We start from the raw sequence: 20,448 nt of genomic DNA on the forward strand, positions 1-20,448 counted from the left end.
TCTATCCTGTGATCACCTTTGATATCTCTCGGATAGTAGTCATGTGCGCCAAGACAATGTTCTTGAAGCGATGCGTTGCGGCGTGTTGAATCTTTCGTTTATGTACAAGCCTAAGGGCCAGACCCGGACGTTATTATCAAGGAGAACGAATGCTCATTAGAAAACTGGCAGGTCCACTGCTTGGCCTTATGCTGTTGAGTGGCTGCGCCCATCAAGAAGCGGATACGCCAGAAACAACCGACCAACCCACCCAAGGCGCGGCTGCCAGCCCGACCACTCAGGCGCCCATGGATTTCAATACCGCCAAAGCGATGGCTGAGCGTGGCGATATCGACGCGCAGATCCAACTGGGCAGCTTCTATTTCATGGGCAAGCCAACCAAGGATTTGAGACAGGCCGAGCGCTGGTGGAAGCTGGCCGCTGACCGCGGTCATCCCGAGGCGGCCGTGAACCTGGCATTTCTGTATTCAGGACAAGCTGATCCGGCCCTGGCCAACGAGGCCGATATGATCAAATACCTTAATCAGTCAGCAGCCGGTGGCAATCCCATGGCTCAGCACATGCTGGGTAACTTTTATATGGAAGGCATGCATGGCCTGCCCAAGGATACCTTTCAGGCCAAGCAGCTCTACATGAGCGCCTGCGACAAGAAGTTCGAGAGCAGCTGCCAGCGGCTGTCTACGCTTCCCTGAAACAAGGGCTGGGTCCGCCATCAGACCCAGCCTCGACATTACCGGTGCTTAAAATCTGCGTCCCGCTTTTCAACAAAGGCCTTCATGCCCTCTTTCTGATCCGCCGTGGCGAAGACGGCATGGAAAATGCGCCGTTCGAACCGCACACCTTCACTCAGGCTCGTTTCAAAGACCCGGTTGATACTTTCCTTGGCCATCAATGTTGCCGTTAGTGACTTATTGGCGATCTCATGAGCAACCTTCAGGGTTTCGCTCACAAGGCTGTCCACAGGAAAAATACGGGCTACCAGCCCTGCCCGTTCAGCTTCTGGCGCCTCCATCATACGGCCGGTCAGGCACATTTCCATGGCCTTGGCCTTGCCCAGCGCCCGCGTCAGCCGCTGAGTACCTCCCATGCCCGGCAAGACGCCAAGCTTGATTTCCGGCAGGCCAAACTTGGCATTGTCCGCGGCGTAGATGAAGTCGCATAGCAGCGCCAGTTCACACCCACCTCCCAGGGCATATCCGGCTACGGCTGCAATCATCGGCTTGCGCCGGCTGGCGACACGATCCACAGCAGAGAAAAAATCATCCAGATAAATGTCAGGAAAGGTCAGGTCGGCCATTTCCTTGATATCCGCACCTGCCGCAAAGGCCTTGGACGATCCGGTCAGCACGATGCAGCCAATGGTGCTGTCCCGCTCCAGCACGTCCAATGCCTGATTGAGCTCAACAATCAGTTGCGTGTTCAGGGCGTTCAGGGCCTGAGGACGGTTGAGCGTGATCAGCGCGACACGCTCCTGTATTTCGATCACCAGGGTTTCATAGGACATGAAGTTACTCTCCTAGATGGCGGGCAATGACAAGCCGCTGAATATCACTGGTGCCCTCGTAAATCTGGCAGATCCGGGCGTCGCGATAGATACGCTCCAGCGGATAGTCGTTGAGGTAGCCATAGCCACCCAGAGTTTGCAAGGCAGCGGAGCAGACGCGCTCCGTCATCTCGGAGGCAAACAGCTTGGCCATGGAGGCCTCGACCAATGCAGGCCTGCCGGCATCCCTGAGCGCGGCGGCATGCAGCACCATCTGCCGAGCCACGGCGATTTCGGTTGCCATGTCCGCCAGGCGGAAAGACACAGCCTGATGCTCGACGATAGGCTTGCCAAAGGTCTGCCGGTCACGGGCGTAGTCGCGTGCATATTCGAATGCCGCGCGTGCCATGCCCACTGCTTGCGCTGCAATACCGATGCGTCCGCCCTCGAGGTTGGCCAGGGCGATCTTGTAGCCTTGCCCTTCCTCGCCCAGCCGAAAAGCCGCCGGGATACGCACGTTGTCCAGTTGGATCTGACAGGTGTCGGAGGCATGAATGCCCAATTTGTGCTCTACACGAACGACCGAATAGCCGGGTGTTGAGGTTGGCACCAGAAAGGCGGTGATGCCTCGTTTACCAGCGGATGGATCCGTCACGGCAAAGACAATCACAACGCCTGCATTACTGCCGGAGGTAATGAACTGCTTGGCCCCATTGATTACGTACTCATCACCTTCCCGCCGTGCCTTGGTCCGTAGATCACTGGCGTCCGAGCCGGCCTGAGGTTCGGTGAGTGCAAACGCACCGATCATTTCACCCGTAGCCAGCGGTATCAGAAACTGGGTTTTCTGCTCATCGGTGCCGAAGTGATGAATCGGGACGCAGCCTACCGAGTTATGCACGCTCATGATGGTGGAACAGGCTCCGTCACCGGCGGCAATTTCCTCAAGGGCCAGTGCATAGGCAACATAACCTGTCTCGCAGCCGCCCCAGGTATCAGGCACCAGCATGCCCATGAAACCCAGCTTAGCCATCTCCCGTAACGCTTCTCGAGGAAAGGTATGCTCGCGGTCCCATTCTGCCGAGAACGGACGCAGCCGCTCCTGAGCAAACTGACGGGCCATGTCGGCAATGCTTTGTTGTTCTTCGGTAATCAGCATGATCTTGTCCTCACATCAATACAGGCATTCCACGGCCATCGCGGTTGCTTCGCCGCCGCCAATGCAAATGGCCGCTACACCTCGGCGCAGCCCATGACGGCGCAAGGCCGAAATCAGCGTCACCAGAATCCGTGCACCTGAAGCGCCAATAGGATGGCCCAGTGCACACGCACCGCCATGAATATTGACCTTTTCATGGGGCAGTCCAAGCTCGCGCATAGTGACCATGGCAACTACAGCAAATGCTTCGTTGATTTCGAACAGATCCACGTCGTTCAGCGACCAGCCTGTCCGCTTCATGAGCTTCTGGATGGCGCCAATGGGCGCCGTGGGAAACAGATGCGGTGCATCGGCGAAGGCTGCATGTCCGTGGATAGCGGCCAATGGCGTCAGCCCCTGCCGCTCGGCCTCGGAGCGGCGCATCAGTACCATTGCCGCTGCACCATCGGAAATCGAACTGGAATTGGCAGCCGTTACCGTACCGTCCTGACGGAACGCGGGCTTTAATTCGGGAATCTTGTCGAGCCGGGCCTTGGGCGGCTGCTCATCATCGCGGATAAGGCGTTCTTCCTTACGGGTCTTGACACTAACCGGCACGATCTCGGCCGCAAAGGCGCCCTCCTCGATGGCCTTGCGCGCCCGGGTCAGAGAAGCCATCGCATACTCATTCTGGGCAGCACGGCTGACATCATGTTGCTGGGCACAGTCTTCGGCAAAAGTCCCCATGAGGCGTCCCTTGTCATAGGCATCCTCCAGCCCATCCAGGAACATATGATCCAGTACGCGCCCATGGCCCATGCGATAGCCGGCGCGGGCACGATCCAACAGATACGGTGCGTTGGACATGCTTTCCATGCCCCCGGCAATAACAACGTTGGCACTGCCAGCCCGCAGCAGATCATGGCCGAGAATGGCAGCCTGCATGCCGGAGCCACACATCTTGTTGAGCGTAGTGCAGGGTGTGTGCTGGGTAAGGCCTGCACCCAGGGCAGCCTGCCGTGCCGGTGCCTGCCCCAGGCCGGCGGGAAGCACGCAGCCCATGAGCACTTCATCTACTGCCTCAACGCTGATGCCGCTACGCTCGATAACCGCGCCGATAGCCTGGGCGCCCAGCTCCGTTGCGCTCAGCCCTTGCAGATCGCCCTGGAAACCACCCATGGGGGTGCGGGCAAGACTGACGATAACGATGGGATCCTGATTCATAATGATCTCTCTTATTTGGCTGCCATGCGCAAGGCGCCGTCGAGACGAATCACCTCGCCGTTGAGCATGCTGTTTTCAATGATGTGCCTAACCAGGGCTGCATATTCCTCGGGCCTACCAAGACGCGGCGGGAACGGCACGCCTGCAGCAAGGGATTCGCGCACGGCCTCTGTCATGCCTGCCATCATGGGGGTCTCGAAGATACCTGGGGCGATGGTCATGACGCGTATCCCGTAACGTGCCAACTCCCGGGCAGCCGGTAGCGTCATGCTGGCGACGCCGCCTTTCGAGGCTGCATAGGCTACTTGCCCGATTTGCCCGTCAAAGGCTGCAATGGAAGCGGTGTTGATGATGACGCCACGTTCGCCACTGGCCTCAGCCTCGCCCTGCGTCATAGCTTCGGCGGCCAGACGCAGCATGTTGAAACTGCCAATGAGATTGATGCCGACGATTCGGCTGAAGCTGTCCAAACCATGAACACCGCTTTTTCCCAGTACCTTTTCACCCCCTACGACACCTGCGCAATTGACCAGCCCATGAACGGCGCCAAAAGCCTCCATCGTGGCGGCTACGGCTGAACGCGCCTGAGCTTCGTCGGTGACATTGGTCACGGCGCAGCGTGCCCGTGGGCCAAGTACCTCGACCTTCGCCTCGACACTGGGCGCATGCATATCCACCAGCATAACGTTGGCTCCAGCCTCCACCAGCATGGTCGCGGTAGCAGCCCCCAGGCCCGAGCCCGCACCGGTCACAAGGAACGTTTTGTTTTCAATCTGCATACAGCACTCCTTAGGCGGCAGATGCCGGGGTAGCCTGGGCCTTCGCAATCTCCTGGTTACGCAGGATGAATCGCTGGACCTTGCCACTTGGGGTTTTGGGAAGCTCCGCCACAAATTCGATTTCCCGCGGATAGGCATGGGCGGCCAGGCGTTTGCGTACGTACTGGCGCAGCTCTTCGGCCAGCTCTGGGGTATCAGAGTACCGGCTATGAATGACGACGAATGCCTTGATGATTTCGGTACGCTCTGGATCAGGCTTGCCCACTACGGCCGCCTCGATCACGGCCGGATGCTCGATCAAAGCACTTTCCACGTCGAACGGTCCTACGCGATAGCCCGACGTTGTGATCACATCATCGGATCGCCCCACAAAGCTGATACTGCCGTCATCGTTCAGCTCGACCGTATCGCCGCTGAGGTAGTAAGGGCCGACGAAGGACTTGGTAGGCAGCCCCAGATAACCACCAAACCAGCACATGGGCGACTGTGAGAGATCTACCGCCAGAATACCGGGCTGGCCAGGGGGCAACTCCTGCGCCTGGTCATCCACTACCACGACTCGGTGTCCAGGGCTGGCAAAGCCTGCCGAGCCGGGCCGCACCGGATGCTCCAGTGCGTGGTGATTACACAATACCATGCCCAGCTCGGTCTGCCCGTAATGGTCATGGATGGTTGCGCCCAGGTTCTGTGCGAACCAGCGGATTACCTCCGGGTTGAGCGGCTCTCCTGCACTGCTGACCGCTCGCAACCGCCCTTTGAGGCAGTCGATTACGCTATCACCACCGGCAATCAGCATCCGGTAAGCAGTAGGCGAGCCAGCCAGGTTGGTAATGCCATATTTGCGGATGATACGGCAGGTGCTCTCCACCGAGAACGGACCATCATAAAACGTGGTGGGATGTCCCAGCGCCAGAGGGCCTGTTACGGCGTAGTACAGTCCATAGGCCCAGCCGGGATCAGCCACGTTCCAGAAGGCATCTTCCGGGCGCAGATCAATGGCATCGCTCATGTAACCCATGAACGCGGCGATGGCCTTGAGCGGAACGGCCAGTGGCTTGGCAGGGCCTGTGGTGCCCGAAGTAAACATGAGCAGGAAAGGATCATCCCCTGCACGCATGACCGGCTCGAAATGGGTAGGATGCTTTTCCAGTTCGCTCCAAAAACTGAAGTCGCCCCGCTCAATGCCCAGACCGCGTCGGCCACCCAGCGTAACAATGGTGGGGCAATGATCGACGTCGCTCAGCTTGCCTCGGTTGGCCCCATCGGTCACGACCAGTTTCGCCTCTGATGTCGTAAGTCGATGCTCGATGGCCTTGGGGCCAAACGCTGTGAACACGGGCTGATAGACCGCACCGGCCCGCCACGTGCCAAGGATCGTCACAAGAAGCTCTGGCGTACGCGGCAGCAGGCCCGCCACACGATCACCCGGACCTATCCCCTGGGCCACCAGAAAATGGGCGAACTGGGCCGCGCGCTGCATGAGGTCGATAAACGTCCAGGTTTCGCTGCTGCCGTCGCGGCCCTCCCAGAACAGGGCGATACGGCCCGGCAGGGCGTGGCGGTCGCAGCATTCGATACAGGCGTTGAGCGACTCGAGCGTCCCGCTCAGTCGGTTGGCAACAACAGAAGGGAAATCAAAGCTGGAATAGGCAGCCTGATAGTCCTGCATGGTCAGTTCCTCGGCTTGTTGTTATTGGAACGTCAGGAGCGTCTTTTTTGACTGTATCGCGCCAGCGCTGGCTTGCAATGGTCAAACCCTTCAATCTGGCTGAGCGGTTTGGACAATCAGGCAGAGTCGACCTGGGCGAGAATCAGGTTGCGGTAGTGACCAGGGTTGGTTCCGGTCCATTTACGAAAGGCCTTGTAGAAGGCGCTGATATCAGCGAAGCCAAGCTGAGTAGCAATGTCCGAATAGGTCATCAAGGGATCGGCCAGCCAGTCGATCGCCTGCTCCTTGCGTACGGTGTCCTTGATCGCCTGGTAGGACTGCGCCTGTTCTGCCAGACGCCGCCGCAGGGTTGCAGGCGACATGCACAGGGTGTGCGCCAAGGCTTCACTGGTAGGCCATTGCTCGCCCGGTAATTGCCGCAGTTGCAGCTTGATCCGGCTCGCCAAACTATCCGAATCGCGGTATTTCTCCAGAATATTGCAGGGTGCCTCAGCCAGAAAACGCTGCAGGTCCGCCTCGCTGCGTCTTAACGGCACATCCAGCACCTCAGCAGCAAAGATGATGCGCGTCCGACTCTGATTGAAACGCAGGTTGTCCGAGAACATGACCTTGTAATCGGCCGTAAAGGCGGGCTCGGGGCAGCGCAGCTCGATTGCCAGGATCGGGATCCGGCGGCCAGCCAGCCAGCAGGCTACGCCGTGAACGATCATCCAGTAGGTGAAATACGCGAAGGCTCGATTGGGCGCCCCGGCGGGCTCTCGCAATATAATTTCCGCCAGGCTCTGGCTGCGGACCAGCTCACCACGAAGGCGCTCGAAGGTAAGCCCGAGAAAAGCCAGCCCATGGATCAACGCTGCACCTACCGTAGGTTGGGACAGGCAGGCCCGGCAGAGAAACTCGAAACTACCGGACCGCATGCCACGCGGATCCATGCCAAAAAACTCATCATCAAAGCGCCGGGCCAGACGCCGCCAGATGCGCCCGTAAAAGGGGACAGGCACCCGGCCGCCCGGCTCCGCCAGACAGTCTGGTGCCAGCCCGATGTCGCACAATAATTCCGCATGGCTCATTCCCCGCGCAGCAAAGGCCTGTAGCGCCTCCTCCACCAGATAGGTCGAGATGGTGCCCTTGGGAACGGCACGGCTGACCACTGATCAGTCCCTCAGGGCGCGCAGCGGATGCTCGTGGGCCGGAAAGGCAGGCTCGAAAAAGGCATCCAGCCAAGCCGGGTCGTCCGTTGCGAGTGGATCTGCATGCCATTTCGGCTGGCGGTCCTTGTCGATCAGCAGGGCGCGTATCCCCTCCTGCAGCTCACCGAGCTGAGTGCAGCGCACCGACAGGTCCAATTCACTGCGCAGCGCCTCGGCCAGCGACCAGCGTTTGCTGCGCCTGAGCTGACGCAGCGTGATGGCCGCCGAAGTCGGTGAGCCCTGGGCCAATGTCTTGGCCGCCTTGGTTAGCCAGGGATTATCGCCGCTGTAGGCCTTGATTTCAGCAAGTACGGTTTTGTCATCATCGAAATCCGTCAGGGCCTGAAGGGTATCGAAGAGCGGTTGCACATTTGGCTCAGGCATCACGGCCATGCTTGCTTGCTCATGCTGGCGCAGCACCTGTGCAACCGAGGCATGGCCGAGCATCCTATCGGGCATGGCCTGCAAATCGGCAATGACCTGTTCACGCCGCTCCGCTGCAATGCAGCGATCCGCCAGCCCGACGAAAACCGCATCGCGCGCCGTAAGCTGTGCGCCGGTAACGCCCAGGAACAGCCCGCAACGGCCCGGCATGCGGTTGAGAAACCAGCTCGCCCCTACATCGGGATATAACCCGATGCTGACCTCAGGCATGGCAACACGGGTGCTCTCGCATACTACGCGATGAGAGGCACCGGCGAGCAACCCAAGCCCTCCTCCCATGACGTAACCCGCCCCCCAGGCAATAAGCGGCTTGGGGTAATGATGGATGAAGTGATCGAGCCGGTATTCCAGCGCAAAGTACTCACCGGTGGCCTTGCCCGGCCCAGCTTCTCCTTCCCGCATGGCCTTGTAGAGCGCGACGATATCGCCTCCCGCGCAAAAGGCCTTTTCACCAGCTCCCTCCAGCCAGACCGCGTCAATGTCGTCCTGCTCCGCCCAGTGCCTGAGCTGTTCTTCCAGCTGGACGGCCATGTTGAAGGATAGGGCGTTCAGGCTGCTTGGTGCGTCTAGCGTCACGCGTCCGAGCCGCTTGCCGGAGGCCAGTGGCAGTTCCGTTACCTGGATGCAGCGCTCACTCATGTAGGTGCTCTCGTCTTGTTCTTATCGGTCGCCCTGTCTGCCAGGAGCGACGGGGCCATGAGAAATGCCCTATCAGATAAGCACATTCCACCCAAGGGAGACAATTAATCCTAACGGTGATAAGAAGTTAGCCGCTTACCGATTAGCGGGGCTTTGTAAATGCCTAAAAGTCACCTATAACTAATCAAGTCAGCAACCTACAGGACAAACCTCATGCATTTTCTCATCATGCAGGGCCAGTATGGTCACAAGCTGGTTAGCTATAGCGATGCTGTATTTGATTTGAAAGAAGCACTGACGGAGTTGAAAGGGAAAGACGCTGCCAACTCACCGATGATTCTTGACGACAAGGTGGTGCAAAGTACCTACCTTTGCACCGAAACTGGCATGCCTGTGCAAGAAATCGACGGCTATCTCATCCGGCTGGCTGAGCTGTAACCCGGCCCCACGCTGCTGACCTGAGAGGGTCGTGTTCTTATCGCCGTATTGCAGTGTAAGAACCGCCCTCCCCTACTCCGATTGCTTCCCTGCGTTGCCCGCCCTTGTCGCGGGCGGGCAGTTCTGCCGTTAGACCTTGAACTGATTGACCAGGCGACGCTGCTGCTCGGCCAGCTGTGTCAGCTCGGCACTGGCGTGCGACGACTGCTCTGCACCCTGGGCCACTTCAGACGCAACCGCTCCGATCACGGTAACATTACGGTTGATGTCCTCCGCCACGGCACTTTGCTCTTCGGCCGCTCCCGCGATCTGGATGTTCATTTCCGTGATGACGGAAACCGCCTCGGTGATCGCTGCCAGCGCAGCTGCGGCCTCGGAAGACTGCTGCACGCTGGTCTCGGTCTTCGCCTGACTGGCCTGCATGATCTGCACCACGTCCTGCGTACCGCTTTGCAGCTGCTGGATCATGGTTTGGATTTCTTGGGTCGCCTGCTGAGTCTTGCCCGCCAGATTACGAACCTCATCCGCCACCACGGCAAAGCCGCGGCCCTGCTCACCAGCCCGTGCCGCCTCAATGGCTGCGTTGAGGGCCAATAGATTGGTCTGTTCGGCAATGCCGCGAATGCTGACCAGGATCGTGGTAATGTTTTCGCTGTCCTTGGCCAGCCCTTCCACGCTGACAACCGCACGGTCGATCTCGGCAGCCAGTGCGGAAATCGCATCGCTGGAGTTCTGCACAATGGTCCGCCCGTGATTGGCTGACTGATCCGCATTACCTGCCGCCTCGGCCGCCTGGTTGGCACTGCGGGCAACTTCCTGGGCTGTAGCGGACATCTCCTGAATGGCCGTCGCCACTTGATCGATTTCAGATTGTTGCTTCTGTACCCCTTGCTGGGTGTGAATGGCGATCTCTGCTGTATGCTCGGATGCATCGCTCACTTTTTGTACCGAGGATACTACCTGGGTAATCATGGCTTGCAGCTTGGCCAGGAAGCGGTTGAAACCTTTTGCCATGGCACCCAGCTCATCGGGCCGGTTTTCATCCAGCCGACGGGTCAGATCGCCCTCGCCTTGAGCGATATCATCCAGCATCAGCACCATTTGCTTCAGTGGTCGCGTGATACTGCGGCTTACCAGCCACAGCGCGCCAAGCCCGATAATGGCAAGGGCCAGGCCGACCAATCCCATTCCAAAGGTATTTCGATCGCTCTGCGCCTTGATATCGTCGTGAAGCTTCAGAGACTCGCCCAGTGCGGCCTGGATGGGCAGCTGGATCATCAGTGTCCATTGAGCGGACGTGTTACCGACCTTGAACGGTAGAAACAGCTCGATATGCCCATGCGCTTCGTCATAGTCGTATAGCGGCTCGGTCGACTTCAGCTGCTTCAGATTATTCAGCTCGTTTTCATCTAGCAGAGTGCTGACAGACTTGCCTAGCTGGCCGGCGTCCTTGGTATAGGCAATCAAGGCACCATTACTGGCAATCAGTGCCATTTGACCTGCGCCCTGGTAGAGCGACTGGTTGGCCTTGACCAGAGCATCCTGAATAAAGCCGACGGACAGGTCCGCACCGGCAATACCCTGGAACTTGCCTTTGACCATGATAGGCGCGGTAAACGATGCCATCAGGACAGGCTTGCCAGCAACGTCATAGGTATAGGGGTCAACGGCGCAAAGCTGTTGCGTTTCCTTGGCACACAGATAGTACTCGCCCTCGCGCACGCCCAGGTCGGAGCGTTTCTGGCTTTCCATGAATTGAATGATGTCATGGCCGAGCGTACCATCGGCATTACGGAACCAATACGGCAGAAAGCGGCCAGTGCTGTCATGTCCAGGCTGCCCCATGAACTGATAGTCGTCACCTGCAAAGGCATTGGGCTCCCAGCCCAGATAGGCACCTAGAAGTTCAGGGTGCTTTTCCATCGCATTTCGAATGATTCGGTCCTGCTCATCTCGCGACAGATGGACGCTGGTGCTCGGATCGCTGGCAGACAAGGCGCTCAGCTGCGCCAGTGAGGCTGCAATGTTCAATGGCTTTTCAAGGTCATGCTGGATATGCATGACGTTGGCATCGGCCAGTGAAATCAGCCGCTCCTGGATGACCTTTTCAAACAACGCCTCTGTACCTTTGGCCGCCTGATCCTGTGTACGCGCGCCGGTAACCAACGCATACCCCACCAGGGCGATGACGATCGCCAGGATACAGGCACCGGCATACGCCATGATGGTGTACTGAATGGACTTGAATTTCATGGTGCCTTTCCCATGTCTGCTTAGCTAAAAGGCTCTATCGGCGCAGACCAGAAAAGCTGAATTGCAGCCTGTCGGTTAGGACAACACCTCGTCGCGCCTGCCTTGCCGGATGCTCAGCCGACAGGACAGGTGCAGAAGCAAAATCAGTCTGACGAGGAGGAGAAATCGGTCAGGGGCCGCGACAATCGAGGGTCATGCCGGTAAGCCAGCATAAGGACAAGTCCAACCAGGCCCATGACCGCACAGTAGCCCACGCAGAACCAGGGGCTGACCGGCATCAGGGTAATCAGAATCAACGGCGTGATACTGCCCCAGATCGAGTACGCGATGTTATAGGTAAAGGAAATACCCGTGACTCGAATATTGGAGGGAAACAGCCCGATCATCACCGATGGCACGACGCCCACAATGCCGCAGGCAAGGCCTGCGATCGCGTAGCCCAGCCAGAGCGCTATCGCCTCGCTGACCAGACTCGCATACAGGACGGCAATACCGGGGGCGAGAACGGCGCTGTACAATCCCATCGCCTGCCAGGGACCTATTCGATCGGCGATGCGTCCGGCGATGACGCAGCCAATATTCAGAAACACGATACCGATGCAGCTCATGCGAAACGCGGTACTGGTCGGAATATGAAAGTACTTCTGCATCACGGTAGGCGTCACAACCACCAGGACGACCACTGCCGAAGTCAGAACGCAAGTCAGCAGTGCCGCCGGCAGCAAGGCGGTGCGGTGTTCTCGCAGGACCGTCGATAACGGCAGGCGCGCCGATAATACCTTGCGAGCCTGCATCTCCATGAAGACAGGCGTCTCGTTCAGCCACCGCCGTAGCCATACCGCCAGGACGCCAAAAAAGCCGCCCAGGATAAAGGGGATACGCCAGGCATAGGCGTGGAGTTCTTTCTCGGCGTAGATTGATGAGAGCACCGTGGCCGTCAGTGCACCCAACAGGTAGCCAAATGTCAGGCCTGCCTGAAGAATACCCAGCGCATAACCTCGGTGATTGGCCGGGGCATGCTCTGCTACAAACACCCAGGCACTGGGCACCTCGCCGCCGACGGCAGCCCCCTGCAATACCCGTAGCGCCAGCAGGATCAGCGGTGCAAAGTAGCCGATCTGCGCATAAGTAGGCATCACGCCAATGAGCAGGCTTGGCAATGCCATAAGCAGGATGCTCAGGTTGAACATGCGCTTGCGCCCCAGGCGGTCGGCATAATGCGCCATGAGAATCCCACCCAAGGGGCGCGCCAGGTACCCGGTGGCAAAAATGCCGAAGCTTTGCAGCAGCCGCAGCCATTCAGGCATTTCCGGCGGGAAAAACAACTGGCTGAGCACCAGCGCGAAAAAGACGAAAATAATGAAGTCGTAGATTTCCAGGGCACCGCCCAGCGCCGCCAGACCCAGGGTCTTATGGTCCTGCCAGGATAATCGCCGGGCAGGCGTATGAATGTCGCTATGCATGTAAACGTGCCCGCTCTCTTCTTGCCTAAACATGAGGCGGCGCAGAATACAGGGAAGTCACTGTCTTGTTACAGTGTAAACGTATCTCGAAGTCCCTCATGTCAATCGTCTAAGTGTTCGCCTCAACCCATGGCACGGCAGCGGGTCTAATCCGATACGCCTATCCCTGATATAACTCAACTCCCTGAAGCGTCAGTCATGTTTATGAAATACCTGTTCATCCTTGGTGCGCGAGATCCTGAAATGATGCTCATCGAGACCCTGGTTCTTAGGGCACGGCATCGACTGGCCTATGCGCTGGCGGATGAGCGTCGGGTATACGCGGGCAATGCCTATAAAGCCGATCGCACTTCTGCCCGCCAAGGCGAGCCCCATGGCCCTATCGTCTGGGTGGAATGCGGCCTCGCCGATACCTCCCAACCTCGTGATATCGTGGTAGACCATCATCATGAAGGCGATCCGGGGTATGACATGCCTCCGGCGCGCTACTGGGAAGGCTCCTCGCTGGGGCAGGTCTGCCAGCTGCTGGAGATCGAGCCGACGCCGGAGCTGCAACTGGCTGCCGCCGCCGACCATTGCCTGAGCGCAGCCTACAAAGGTCTCTGCCCCGGGGTCGATCCGGCTGATCTACGCGCGTGGCGTATCGCCTCCCGGTCGAATTGGCAAAAGATCAATCCTGATCAATTACGAGCCACGATCGAGGCGGCAATCGAACAGGTCAAGGCGCTCAAACCAATCTCCATCGCCGGCCATGAATTCTTCGATGCCATGGATCACGATATCCCCGAACTCTCCGAGGCATCCGCCATCTTGGGGCGCCCCGTCATGTACAGCATGCCGGAGCCCCGGAGCGGACGTATCAAGGTCGGTGCCCTGAATGGCTCTCCAGACATGCTTCAGGCCTGGATGAGCTGCGCCCGAGAGGTATTGGGCCTTGAGGATGTGTACGGCAACCCGATTCGTGGATACGCCGGTGGGTATTTACGTGGGGATATCTTGCAACGTGCATGAGGCCTGGATCGCAACGTAGCGGTTTTCCTGGCTGTTGTGCAGTCGTCCCGGCAGGTAAAAGGTCCTATGAACACGTTCCTACGCCAAGACCTGACGCATGCCCAACAAACGAAGCACGCCTGATCCCACCCACGCCTCTCCCTCTACAGCCTCCGGCTTTGTCCGCGTCCGGGGCGCGCGTGAGCACAATCTCAAGAATGTAGATGTCGACATCCCCCGCGACAGCCTGGTTGTTTTTACCGGCGTTTCGGGCTCTGGCAAGTCCTCCCTTGCCTTTGGAACCCTGTACGCCGAGGCCCAGCGTCGTTACTTTGAATCGGTGGCACCCTATGCCCGTCGCCTGATCGATCAGGTGGGCGTACCGGATGTGGACACCATAGAAGGATTGCCTCCGGCTGTCGCTCTCCAGCAGCAACGCGGCACGCCCAGCGCTCGCTCTTCGGTGGGTAGCGTCACTACCCTGTCCAGCCTGATCCGCATGCTGTACTCACGCGTCGGCACCTATCCGCCTGATCAGCCCATGCTCTACGCAGAGGACTTTTCGCCCAACACACCCCAAGGCGCCTGTCCTCAATGTCATGGGCTCGGACGAGTCTATGAAGTAACCGAGCAGTCTATGGTACCGGACGACTCGCTGACTATTCGCGAGCGGGCCATTGCCGCCTGGCCTACTGCCTGGCAGGGGCAGAATCTGCGGGACATTCTGGTAACCCTGGGCTACGACGTAGACATACCTTGGCGCGATATCCCCCAAAAGGATCGCGACTGGATTCTCTTTACTGAAGAACAGCCGACCGTTCCGGTCTATGCCGGCCTGACACCAGAGCAGACCCGCGAAGCCCTCAAGCACAAGCGCGAGCCCAGTTACATGGGCACCTTCACCGGTGCGCGCCGCTATGTGCTGCACACCTTTGCCCATTCGCAGAGCGCGTTAATGAAAAAGCGCGTATCCCAGTTCATAGTGGGTAGTCTGTGTCCGCTGTGTGAAGGTAAGCGCCTGAAGCGTGAGGCGCTGTCCGTCACCTTTGCCGGGCATGACATTGGCGAGCTGGCCCGCATGCCTCTGCTGACCCTGGTTGATGTCCTCACACCTGTTGCAGCCGGTGCGCTGGCTTCAGGGTCATCCCCCGTGGAGAAAACCTTCACAAGGGAAGAATCACGCCGCGCACGTGAAGCGCGTGCCCGGGAAGGTGGCGCTTCCCATGAGGCCGCCCCGGACGTGCGCCGTACGCCGACCCTGTCAGACGAAAAGCGCCTGGCGGCCCAACGTATCGCCCAGGATCTGCTGGAGCGCCTGACCACCCTGACCGAGCTAGGGCTGGGATACCTCTCCTTGGAACGCAGCACCCCAACATTGTCTTCGGGAGAGCTGCAACGTCTACGCCTTGCCACTCAGTTGAATTCGCAGCTTTTCGGAGTGATCTATGTGCTCGATGAACCGTCCGCCGGTCTGCATCCTGCTGACGGCGAAGCGTTGTTTACGGCTCTGGATCAACTCAAGGCGGCCGGCAATTCCTTGTTCGTAGTGGAACACGATCTAGAGACGATGCGTCGTGCAGACTGGCTGGTAGATGTGGGCCCTGCAGCAGGCGAATACGGTGGTACGGTTCTCTACAGCGGACCGCCCGCCGGATTGGCCCATGTCGAAGCGTCCCAAACGCGGGATTACCTGTTTGCGTCTCGGCGCACAGCAGCCCCCTTGAGACGCCCGCACCGCAAGCCGCTTCATTGGCTAAGACTAACCGGCGTAACGCGCAACAACCTCAAGGCCCTTGATGTTGCGTTTCCACTTGGCTGCTTTACCTCCGTTACCGGTATCTCTGGCTCCGGCAAATCGACTCTTGTCAGCCAGGCACTATTGGAGTTGGTCGGTGAGCACCTAGGCCGGCCACTGGCCGAGCGCGATGAAGACGAATCACCGCTGGACGAGGAGGCTCCTCAGCCGCTCTCAGGACAAATCATTGAAGGCATGGAGCATATTCGCCGACTGGTCCAGGTGGATCAGAAGCCGATCGGTCGCACACCGCGCTCCAACCTTGCCACTTATACAGGCCTTTTTGACGGCATCCGCAAACTGTTTGCCGCGACCCCGGAAGCCCGGAAACGGCGATATGACGCCGGTCGCTTTTCATTCAACGTAGCCAAGGGGCGTTGCCCGACCTGTGAGGGCGAAGGCTTCGTCAGTGTCGAACTGCTGTTCATGCCCAGCGTGTATGCGCCCTGCCCGACCTGCCATGGCGCCCGTTACAACGCCGAAACGCTGGAAGTCACCTGGCAAGGAAAAACCATTGCGGAAGTCCTGAACCTGACGGTAGAGGATGCCTGTACCTTTTTCGCGGAGGAAGCTGGCGTACTCCGTCCCTTGCACGTCCTGCGTGATATTGGTCTGGGCTATCTGCGCCTGGGGCAACCAGCCACGGAGCTTTCCGGCGGTGAAGCACAGCGCATCAAGCTGGCAACCGAGCTGCAACGTACCCAGCGCGGCGCTACGCTCTATGTACTTGATGAGCCTACAACGGGTCTACACCCTACTGATACGGACCGCCTGGTGCGCCAGCTCAACGGTCTGGTAGAGGCTGGCAATACAGTCGTTGTGGTTGAACATGACATGCGCGTCGTGGCGCAAAGCGATTGGGTCATCGATATCGGCCCAGGGGCTGGTGATAGAGGCGGACACATTGTCGCGAGCGGTACACCCGAGAGCGTTGCAAAAGAGACCAGCAGTAAGACCGCGCCTTACCTGCGGGCGGTACTGGAGAGCTGATCGGGTTCACATACCAAGCGGTGCTTGGGAACCGCAAGCCCGCTTGGCTGACAAACAGGAGCCGCTTTTTTGAAGGAATCAAAATGCCTCACGCCATCAATAAAGACACTCAAGTTTGCATGTCCCTGGCGGGACGCCCTGGCAACACCGGTACACGGTTTCACAATCATCTGTACGAAGCCCTGAACCTGAATTATCTCTACAAGGCGTTCACAACCACCGACCTGCCTGCTGCCATTGGCGGCATTCGAGCGCTTGGCATACGCGGATGCGCTATTTCCATGCCGTTCAAGGAAGCCTGCATTCCTCTTCTGGATGGCCTCGACCCTTCTGCCGCCGTGATCGATTCGGTCAATACTATTGTGAACGATGACGGTAAGCTGACAGGCTATAACACGGACTTTCTGGCTGTCGCCTCACTGCTTGATAGCCATCAGGTATCTCGTGATTTGACGCTTGCGCTGCGGGGTAGCGGCGGTATGGCCAAAGCCGTGGCGTTTGCCTTGCGGGAGGCCGGCTTCAAAAAGGGACACATCGTGGCTCGCAATCCCACTACCGGCCGAGCCCTGGCTGAATCCTGCGGGTATGAGTGGACCGAATCCCTGGGCGACTTGCGCCCTGAACTCATCATCAATGTGACGCCCGTAGGCATGACCGGCGGACCGGAAGCGGACGATCTGTCTTTTGATGACGAAGTGATTCAAAAGGCCAAAGTGGTATTTGATGTCGTGGCAATGCCATCCGAAACCCCACTCATCAAACGCGCCCGCGAACTGGACAAGCCTGTCATTACCGGCGCAGAGGTTGTTGCCCTCCAGGCACTGGAGCAGTTTGTCCTGTACACCGGCATCCGCCCAAGTCCTGAGCAGGTTGAAGCCGCCGCGGCATACTCGCGCAATCAATAAAGGTAAATAGGGGCAACCGCACATGACGATTGCCCCGCTCTTGACCGTCAACGTTCGAAGGCACAGTGCTGTCTAACAGATTGTGCCTGAATATCACGCCTCGAACCGGCTTACCTCAAGTCCTGTTCCTACCGGCAGCAATACACTGGTAATGCCCGCCTTGGCTCGAATAGCGCGCCCATAGCGCTTCACATCGTCATTGCCGGGCCGGATCATATTATCCGCAACAATGATCGCACCCGGGTTGAGCTTGGGATAAAACGCCTCAAGACACGGTACATAGAGGTCTTTCCACAGATCAAGCAGGACAAAGTCCACTCTACCGGGTAGCGCCTCGATCAGCTGTACGGCATCACCGACCTGAAAGTCGATGTAGTCTGCAAGCCCTGCTTTTTCGGCCATCTCTCGTGCATAGAGTGACTTGTACTCATGCAGCTCCAGAGTAATCAGCCGTCCACCCGTTGCGCGTGCAGCCTCGCCAAGCCAGATTCCGGAATAGCCAAAAGAGGTACCAATTTCCAGAATCGTAGGGGTCTCCAGGCTTTTCGCCAAGATATTGATCAGCTGTCCGGTTTGCGGTCCGACAGCGCGCATGCGTTGATCCTGCCCGCCGTCACGTCCGCCAGGAGGAAGCTCGCGGGGCGCGCTTTGCTCTTTGTGTATCCGCGCGTGATAAGTCTCAAGCACCGTATTGATTTTCTCGTCCATATCCTTTCCTTGCCTGTTCGTTCGATAGCCACACAGGTGCCGCCTTCTCGCGCCACCTTAATGGTTATTGCATGCGGAACGTGTAGGGGCTATAGAAATCCGAGCCGGCCCACGGACGAGTCTCCTCGTTGAAAAGAGGCTTACCCTGCTTATAGCTTTCAGCGTTGGCTGGGTCGCCCTTGCCGTCGTAAGCTGCCACATACGGATAGGGATAGACCGGCCGCGAACGGATCACCTTTTCATCTTTTACTACCGGCTTTTTCATGAGGTTTGGAGCATCCTTCATCTTCTTGAAGCCAGGAGCGCCCTTCATGGGTCTATCCGTCGGTGCGCCAAAGTGGCCCATGACGTTTTGCCCATCGGTCTGGTTTGTAAGGATGGCTTCAGGTGCTTGTCCGCCCTCAACCCAGGAGAGCATGGGTGTCAACAGGTCAAGCTTCGCCGGGCCTTCACCTCGACCACAATGGTAGACGCCTGGCAACAGGTAAAGCCGTTCGAAGGTTGAAGCCTGCTCCTTGCCCATGACGCGCTGAACAGCCTCGTGATACGCAATGGAGTTGATGGGCGAGATATGCGGATCAGCCCAGCCATGCCAGATGATGAGCTTGCCGCCAGCCTTGGCAAAGGCTGATAGGTCCGGGTTGGTTGCATCATAAAACGCATGCAGCGGCCTTAGGCGGTCAAAGGTCTTCAAGTCGAATTGCATATCCGAGAGTTTGAAGTCCTTGCCCGGACTCTGCTCAAATGACAGCCATTGCAGTGCGCCCATGGCAATCATTTTGCTGAAGATAGGATCGTCATGGCTTTGCGGAACAAAGACATTCGCCCACGCCAATTCAGATCCCGGCTGCGGTCCACCAGCAATCAGCCGCTGGCCAGTCGCAGGATCTTTGGGGCCTTCGTACAAGCGACGCACCACGTCAACCTCAGCAGGAGACAAGCAGTTGGGATTATCAGCTTTCTGCTCGCTCTTGCATTGCAACGTGCCCGGATCAAAATAGCAGGCACGCGGGTCGGAAATCAGACCATCGACCTGCCCATCCAACGCGTCACACTGATTGAGTACAGCCCTGTGAATCAACGGAAGGCGAGAGGCTATTAGAACAGCCTTACCGTCTGGGCCGGTGTTCGTACGTGCCTGCCAGGCGTGATACATCGCATTCTGGGTCTGGAAGTTCATCGCCGCGGCACCGGCAATGATGCCATTGAAATCGTTCGGATAGCGCTGCGCCTCCATCAACGCTTCGCGTCCGCCATCAGAGCAACCGTTAAAGTAGGAGTAGGCCTCACTACGACCATAAAAGGCATGGATCAGCTTTTTGGCGGCCAGGGCCGTAAGATGCACACCGCGAAAGGCAAAGTCTTGACGCTTTTGCGGATCTTCTCCGAACGACTCCTCGCCCTGGTGTCCCATGTCCGTGCTTGCCGTGACAAAGCCGCCTGTATCGAGCGGTGTACACCCTTCGGCCGCACCGACCTCAAGCGAGATACGGCCACATAATCCACCGCATCCCACCTGCAGATAGCGCTGAGTCCAGCTGTGCAAGGGAAGAACTACCTTGAAGCCAATCGAGGGGGCCAGCGTCCCCTCAACCGCACACACTGCTACGCCATTATCAGAGGTTTCAGTGGCTGAAGTGATCGAACTACCCTTACCGCCAATGTCGCTCATGTCGAGACTTTTAAGCGACGAACAAGCCTGAACAGGTTGGACGATAGGCAGTGATTGAGACAACGCCAGCGAAGCAGCTGAATTATTTTCCTGGGTAGCAGCGCCCGCCACACTGGCAGCTGATGAACACACCCATAACGTAACGGCCATACAGGCGCGTCTGAAACGTTCGTTGTACATGGGACGATCTCTATGAATACTTAAAAACAGGCTAGCCTCCAGGCATACCGCTTGTGCAGTGACTACTGCTGCTGCAATCGACTGCCAGTGCCGGTAGTACAGGGCTATCCTGGGTTATCCCATCAGGTATTTGCCGCATGGCTGAATCAGTCAGGCTGTCGCTCATGCTTTTTTCAGCCTCAAGTGTGAGTAACAACTGTGCAGGCAATGTGAGGATTGGGTTATGTCCTTGAAAACGTCAGACACACCCGCCTAAATATAACTAGCAGTACCCTTCAGGCCCGCTCTTTATGAAGCTCAGCATTTCCACAAAAGCCTTTATTGCCATACAAACCCTGTCGGTCCTGGCAGTGCTCAGCATGGGGTTTGCCGCCTACTGGAGCTTTACCCGCAGCTTTGTAGGCTTTCTGAACGAGCAGGCTATTATTCGTATGACCAATGCTATTCCAACATTGGAAGACGCCTATGGAAGGTCTGAAAAAGACTTC

16 protein-coding genes and 2 pseudogenes are annotated in these 20,448 nt (G+C 58.1%); 6 read left to right on the forward strand and 12 right to left on the reverse strand.

The window, feature by feature from the left end; translation table 11 throughout:
- Positions 1-149 precede the first annotated feature (149 nt).
- Complete coding sequence (locus tag B3729_RS20500; RefSeq protein ID WP_286788851.1) at positions 150-692, forward strand: tetratricopeptide repeat protein; 543 nt, start codon at positions 150-152, stop codon at positions 690-692.
- A gap of 38 nt (positions 693-730) precedes the next feature.
- Here B3729_RS20500 and B3729_RS20505 read toward each other — a convergent pair whose 3' ends face one another.
- The 7 genes from B3729_RS20505 to B3729_RS20535 form a co-directional block, all read right to left on the reverse strand.
- The gene (locus B3729_RS20505; protein ID WP_286788852.1) at positions 731-1,504 is read right to left on the reverse strand and encodes an enoyl-CoA hydratase; all 774 of its coding nucleotides are present in this window, start codon (positions 1,502-1,504) and stop codon (positions 731-733) included.
- Between the two features lie 4 nt (positions 1,505-1,508).
- Positions 1,509-2,642, reverse strand: coding sequence for an acyl-CoA dehydrogenase family protein (locus B3729_RS20510; RefSeq protein ID WP_286788853.1), 1,134 nt, complete (start codon positions 2,640-2,642; stop codon positions 1,509-1,511).
- A 15-nt stretch (positions 2,643-2,657) separates the two neighbouring features.
- Positions 2,658-3,845 carry an acetyl-CoA C-acyltransferase gene (locus B3729_RS20515; protein ID WP_409438644.1) on the reverse strand — a complete coding sequence of 396 codons (1,188 nt, stop codon included), beginning with the start codon at positions 3,843-3,845 and terminating at the stop codon, positions 2,658-2,660.
- Positions 3,846-3,856: 11 nt separating this feature from the next.
- Positions 3,857-4,624 carry an SDR family NAD(P)-dependent oxidoreductase gene (locus B3729_RS20520; protein WP_150347448.1) on the reverse strand — a complete coding sequence of 256 codons (768 nt, stop codon included), beginning with the start codon at positions 4,622-4,624 and terminating at the stop codon, positions 3,857-3,859.
- Between the two features lie 10 nt (positions 4,625-4,634).
- A complete protein-coding gene (locus B3729_RS20525) occupies positions 4,635-6,293 on the reverse strand; it encodes an AMP-binding protein (protein ID WP_286788854.1) in 1,659 nt (552 codons plus the stop codon).
- A gap of 116 nt (positions 6,294-6,409) precedes the next feature.
- Complete coding sequence (locus B3729_RS20530; protein WP_286788864.1) at positions 6,410-7,363, reverse strand: AraC family transcriptional regulator; 954 nt, start codon at positions 7,361-7,363, stop codon at positions 6,410-6,412.
- Between the two features lie 84 nt (positions 7,364-7,447).
- Positions 7,448-8,566, reverse strand: coding sequence for an enoyl-CoA hydratase/isomerase family protein (locus tag B3729_RS20535; protein WP_286788855.1), 1,119 nt, complete (start codon positions 8,564-8,566; stop codon positions 7,448-7,450).
- A gap of 213 nt (positions 8,567-8,779) precedes the next feature.
- On the opposite strand from B3729_RS20535, the gene B3729_RS20540 reads away from it, so the two are divergent.
- On the forward strand, positions 8,780-9,004 hold the full coding sequence (locus B3729_RS20540; RefSeq protein ID WP_010798231.1) for a hypothetical protein: 225 nt from the start codon (positions 8,780-8,782) through the stop codon (positions 9,002-9,004).
- Between the two features lie 129 nt (positions 9,005-9,133).
- On the opposite strand, the gene B3729_RS24855 is transcribed toward B3729_RS20540, so the two are convergent.
- From B3729_RS24855 to B3729_RS20550, 3 genes and pseudogenes are all read right to left on the reverse strand, one after another.
- Positions 9,134-9,976 carry a methyl-accepting chemotaxis protein gene (locus B3729_RS24855; protein WP_414704028.1) on the reverse strand — a complete coding sequence of 281 codons (843 nt, stop codon included), beginning with the start codon at positions 9,974-9,976 and terminating at the stop codon, positions 9,134-9,136.
- A 12-nt stretch (positions 9,977-9,988) separates the two neighbouring features.
- Positions 9,989-11,257, reverse strand: a pseudogene (locus tag B3729_RS24860) (HAMP domain-containing protein); the annotation flags it as partial.
- A gap of 143 nt (positions 11,258-11,400) precedes the next feature.
- Positions 11,401-12,720: an MFS transporter gene (locus B3729_RS20550; RefSeq protein ID WP_286788857.1), complete on the reverse strand. Its 1,320-nt coding sequence runs from the start codon at positions 12,718-12,720 to the stop codon at positions 11,401-11,403.
- 198 nt (positions 12,721-12,918) lie between these two features.
- On the opposite strand from B3729_RS20550, the gene B3729_RS20555 reads away from it, so the two are divergent.
- The 3 genes from B3729_RS20555 (at position 12,919) to B3729_RS20565 (ending at position 17,400) form a co-directional block, all read left to right on the forward strand.
- On the forward strand, positions 12,919-13,731 hold the full coding sequence (locus B3729_RS20555; protein ID WP_125889845.1) for a hypothetical protein: 813 nt from the start codon (positions 12,919-12,921) through the stop codon (positions 13,729-13,731).
- A gap of 97 nt (positions 13,732-13,828) precedes the next feature.
- The gene (gene uvrA / locus B3729_RS20560; protein WP_286788858.1) at positions 13,829-16,495 is read left to right on the forward strand and encodes an excinuclease ABC subunit UvrA; all 2,667 of its coding nucleotides are present in this window, start codon (positions 13,829-13,831) and stop codon (positions 16,493-16,495) included.
- A gap of 83 nt (positions 16,496-16,578) precedes the next feature.
- Complete coding sequence (locus tag B3729_RS20565; RefSeq protein ID WP_286788859.1) at positions 16,579-17,400, forward strand: shikimate 5-dehydrogenase; 822 nt, start codon at positions 16,579-16,581, stop codon at positions 17,398-17,400.
- Between the two features lie 93 nt (positions 17,401-17,493).
- Here B3729_RS20565 and B3729_RS20570 read toward each other — a convergent pair whose 3' ends face one another.
- Both B3729_RS20570 and B3729_RS20575 read right to left on the reverse strand, forming a co-directional pair.
- Complete coding sequence (locus tag B3729_RS20570) at positions 17,494-18,108, reverse strand: O-methyltransferase (RefSeq protein ID WP_197870481.1); 615 nt, start codon at positions 18,106-18,108, stop codon at positions 17,494-17,496.
- A gap of 64 nt (positions 18,109-18,172) precedes the next feature.
- Positions 18,173-19,960 carry a tannase/feruloyl esterase family alpha/beta hydrolase gene (locus tag B3729_RS20575; protein ID WP_286788860.1) on the reverse strand — a complete coding sequence of 596 codons (1,788 nt, stop codon included), beginning with the start codon at positions 19,958-19,960 and terminating at the stop codon, positions 18,173-18,175.
- Between the two features lie 290 nt (positions 19,961-20,250).
- Between B3729_RS20575 and B3729_RS20580 the strand changes: the two are divergent.
- A pseudogene (locus B3729_RS20580) lies at positions 20,251-20,448 on the forward strand (two-component sensor histidine kinase); the annotation flags it as partial.

This window comes from Pseudomonas sp. UBA3149, assembly GCF_002364655.1.
Classification (GTDB): domain Bacteria; phylum Pseudomonadota; class Gammaproteobacteria; order Pseudomonadales; family Pseudomonadaceae; genus Chryseomonas; species Chryseomonas luteola.

Bases quoted from the DNA above. Each gene is read 5' to 3' on its own strand.
- B3729_RS24855 (WP_414704028.1), bottom strand. From the start codon at position 9,976: ATGATTACCCAGGTAGTATCCTCGGTACAAAAAGTGAGCGATGCATCC.
- B3729_RS20565 (WP_286788859.1), top strand. From the start codon at position 16,579: ATGCCTCACGCCATCAATAAAGACACTCAAGTTTGCATGTCCCTGGCG.
- B3729_RS20575 (WP_286788860.1), bottom strand. From the start codon at position 19,960: ATGTACAACGAACGTTTCAGACGCGCCTGTATGGCCGTTACGTTATGG.
- uvrA (WP_286788858.1), top strand. From the start codon at position 13,829: ATGCCCAACAAACGAAGCACGCCTGATCCCACCCACGCCTCTCCCTCT.
- B3729_RS20555 (WP_125889845.1), top strand. From the start codon at position 12,919: ATGTTTATGAAATACCTGTTCATCCTTGGTGCGCGAGATCCTGAAATG.
- B3729_RS20515 (WP_409438644.1), bottom strand. From the start codon at position 3,845: ATGAATCAGGATCCCATCGTTATCGTCAGTCTTGCCCGCACCCCCATG.
- B3729_RS20540 (WP_010798231.1), top strand. From the start codon at position 8,780: ATGCATTTTCTCATCATGCAGGGCCAGTATGGTCACAAGCTGGTTAGC.
- B3729_RS20505 (WP_286788852.1), bottom strand. From the start codon at position 1,504: ATGTCCTATGAAACCCTGGTGATCGAAATACAGGAGCGTGTCGCGCTG.
- B3729_RS20530 (WP_286788864.1), bottom strand. From the start codon at position 7,363: ATGAGCCATGCGGAATTATTGTGCGACATCGGGCTGGCACCAGACTGT.
- B3729_RS20550 (WP_286788857.1), bottom strand. From the start codon at position 12,720: ATGCATAGCGACATTCATACGCCTGCCCGGCGATTATCCTGGCAGGAC.
- B3729_RS20520 (WP_150347448.1), bottom strand. From the start codon at position 4,624: ATGCAGATTGAAAACAAAACGTTCCTTGTGACCGGTGCGGGCTCGGGC.
- B3729_RS20510 (WP_286788853.1), bottom strand. From the start codon at position 2,642: ATGCTGATTACCGAAGAACAACAAAGCATTGCCGACATGGCCCGTCAG.
- B3729_RS20535 (WP_286788855.1), bottom strand. From the start codon at position 8,566: ATGAGTGAGCGCTGCATCCAGGTAACGGAACTGCCACTGGCCTCCGGC.
- B3729_RS20525 (WP_286788854.1), bottom strand. From the start codon at position 6,293: ATGCAGGACTATCAGGCTGCCTATTCCAGCTTTGATTTCCCTTCTGTT.
- B3729_RS20570 (WP_197870481.1), bottom strand. From the start codon at position 18,108: ATGGACGAGAAAATCAATACGGTGCTTGAGACTTATCACGCGCGGATA.
- B3729_RS20500 (WP_286788851.1), top strand. From the start codon at position 150: ATGCTCATTAGAAAACTGGCAGGTCCACTGCTTGGCCTTATGCTGTTG.